Consider the following 2,989-nt stretch of genomic DNA (forward strand, 5'->3'; position numbering starts at 1 on the left):
CCCCCCTATTCGGAGGTGTGAGTGACCCCTGTTCGATCCCTTCTCGCTCGAGGCCTGGCCATCGTGATGGCAGCAGCAATGACGCTGCTCCCCGCGCATGTCTCGGCACAAGCGCTGTACGGCACGATTGCCGGTACGGTGACTGATGATTCCGGCGCGGCCATTCCTGGCGCGACCGTGACGGTGGTGAACCAGGGCACTGGTCTCGAGGTCAGCGGTGTGACCGACGAGACGGGTGCCTACGCCATCCGCAACCTGCAGCCCGGCACGTACACGGTGAAGGCCTCTCTCCAGGGCTTCAAGGAATACGTGCAGACCGGCCTGCCGGTCGGGCAGAACGAGACCTCGCGCGCAGACGCGAAGCTCGAGGTCGGCGCCCTCACCGAGTCGGTGACGGTCACGACCGAGGCCGCCCTCCTGAAGACGGACAAGGCGGACGTGTCGGTGAACCTGAAGCCGGCCGACGTGGTCAACCTCCCGCTGAACCAGTACCGGAACTACCAGGGCCTCATGAACCTGGTGCCCGGTGCGACGCCGGTGGGCTTCCAGAACGCGCAGACCGACACCCCGGGCCGCGCGCTGACGACCAACGTCAACGGCACCAACCGCAACAACAACGTGACCCGTATCGACGGCGCGGCCTCCATCAATGTGTGGCTGCCGCATCACGTCGGCTACGTGGCCCCGGTGGAGACGATCGAGACGGTCAACATCTCGACCAACTCGTTCGACGCCAGCCAGGGCATGACGGGCGGCGCGGCGGTCTCGGTGGCGACCAAGTCGGGTACCAACGAGTTCCGCGGGTCGGCCTTCTACTTCCGCAACCAGGACAACTGGAACGCGCGGCAGCAGTACTTCTCGGCGGCCAAGAACCCCGAGTCGTCGGTGGACATCCTCGGCGGCACGGTGGGCGGCCCGATCAAGAAGAACCGGTTCTTCTTCTTCGGCGGCTGGGAGCGCAACCTCGAGAAGAACTCGCGCATCGGCGTGTTCACGGTCCCGACCGCGCGCATGAAGAACGGCGACTACAGCGAGGTGCTGGCGTTCAACCCGAACTTCCGCATCTACGACCCGGCGACCGGCAATCAGTCGACGGGTGCCGACCGTGAGTTCTTCCCGAACGCCCAGGTCCCGGCCAACCGGATCAGCGCGCAGTCCCGCGTCATCCAGGCTCTGTACCCCGAGCCCAACGTGCCGGGTACGAACAACGGCACGCAGAACAACTACGAGTGGGCGCAGTTCCCCGAGGCGCTGCGTGACAACCTCGACGGCAAGATCAACTGGAACCGCACCTCCGCCAACCAGATCTGGGCCAAGTACTCGACCATGATCGCGGACGTGCAGGACCTGTTCTACCTGCCGTTCGTCAACGACGTGGGCGGCGGCGAGACGACCGTCAAGGTGTGGTCGGTGGGCCAGACGTACACCATCACCCCGACCCTCATCTGGGACGCCACGTTCGGCTACAACAACATGGTCCACCAGTCGCAGGGGCCTGACTTCGGCACCAACTACGGCCTCGACGTGTTCCGCATCCCCGGCACCAACAACGCCGGCACGACCGGCCCTGGCTCCACGGGCGAGTTCGTCGACTTCTACTCCGGCATGCCGGCCATCAACACCGGCCTCTCCAGCATCGGCAACAACTCGGGCTGGACGCCGGTCACGCGTGACGAGGTCAACTACACCTTCTCCACGAACGTGACGAAGGTGGCGGGCAAGCACGAAATCCGCACCGGCTTCGACTTCGTCAAGCTCGGTCTCGACCACTGGCAGCCGGAAATCAACAACCCGCGCGGCAACTTCAACTTCGGCGGTGGCATCACGGGCACGCCCGGCTACGCCTCCGTGGGTGGCTGGAACAACTACGCGGCGTTCCAGCTCGGCCTGATGAGCGACTTCGGCAAGAGCGTGCAGTTCGAAGTCATGACCGGCCGTGAGGACCAGTACGGGCTCTACATCAACGACCGTTGGCAGGTGAACGACAAGCTCACGGTCAACGCGGGCGTGCGCTATGAGTACTACCCGCTGATGAGCCGCGAGAGCCGTGGCATCGAGCAGCTCAACCTCCAGACGTTCAACGTCGCCCTCGGCGGCGTCGGCGGCAACCCGGAAGAGCTGAACGGCCTCAAGCCGTCCAAGGGCCTGTTCGCCCCGCGTCTCGGTGCGGCGTATCGCATCAACGACGACACGGTCGTCCGCGCCGGCTACGGCCGTACGTTCAACCCGATGCCCTGGTCGCGCCCGATGCGCGGCTTCTACCCGCTGACCATCGCGTACACCGGCGCCGGCCCGAACGGGTTCATCCCCTACGGCACGCTGGCGGCCGGTATCCCCGGTGCGCCGAACCCCGACGTGGCCAGCGGCAACGTGCCGCTCCCGCGCGGCGTCGACATGCGCACGCCGGAGCCGGGCAACATCGAGCGCGGCACCATCGACTCGTGGAACATCTTCGTCGAGCGCCGCCTCCCCGGCGACGTCTCGCTGAGCACGGGCTACGTGGGCACGGCCACCAACGAAGGCTACGCCGACCGGCAGCTCAACTACGCCGACAGCGGTGGCAACGTCAACCGCCAGCTCTTCGCCCAGGCGGGCAACGCCAGCATCCTGTCGTGGGGCTCGCGCACCAAGGCGCGCTACCACTCGCTGCAGATGGCCCTGAACCGCCCGTTCAAGAACGGCCTGCTCCTCAAGGGCGCCTACACGTTCTCGAAGGCCCTGAACGAGACCGACGATGACGGCTGGGTGGGCCTGACGTGGAACCAGCCCTCGCAGATCGGCCGCAACTACGCGCGCGCCGGGTTCGACCGTCCGCACATGCTCCAGATGGGCTTCGTGTACGAGCTGCCGTTCTTCAAGGATTCGGGCGGCGCCCTCTACACGCTCCTCGGCGCGTGGCAGGTCAACGGCATCGCGTCGTGGGTGTCGGGCACGCCGTTCTCGGTGGGCGGCGACAACGGCCTGCTCCAGCAGGTCGGCGGCTTCCAGT

The 2,989-nt window shown here is 66.3% G+C and carries 1 protein-coding gene; it reads left to right on the top strand.

The genetic code is table 11. The annotated features are described in order from the left end of the window. Window positions 1-78: 78 nt before the first annotated feature. Window positions 79-2,989 (top strand): TonB-dependent receptor domain-containing protein (locus ACIRDX_RS22320; protein ID WP_396627621.1); only part of this gene is annotated, 2,911 nt, incomplete at its 3' end.

This window comes from Luteitalea sp., from assembly GCF_044337415.1.
Taxonomy (GTDB): Bacteria; Acidobacteriota; Vicinamibacteria; order Vicinamibacterales; family Vicinamibacteraceae; genus Luteitalea.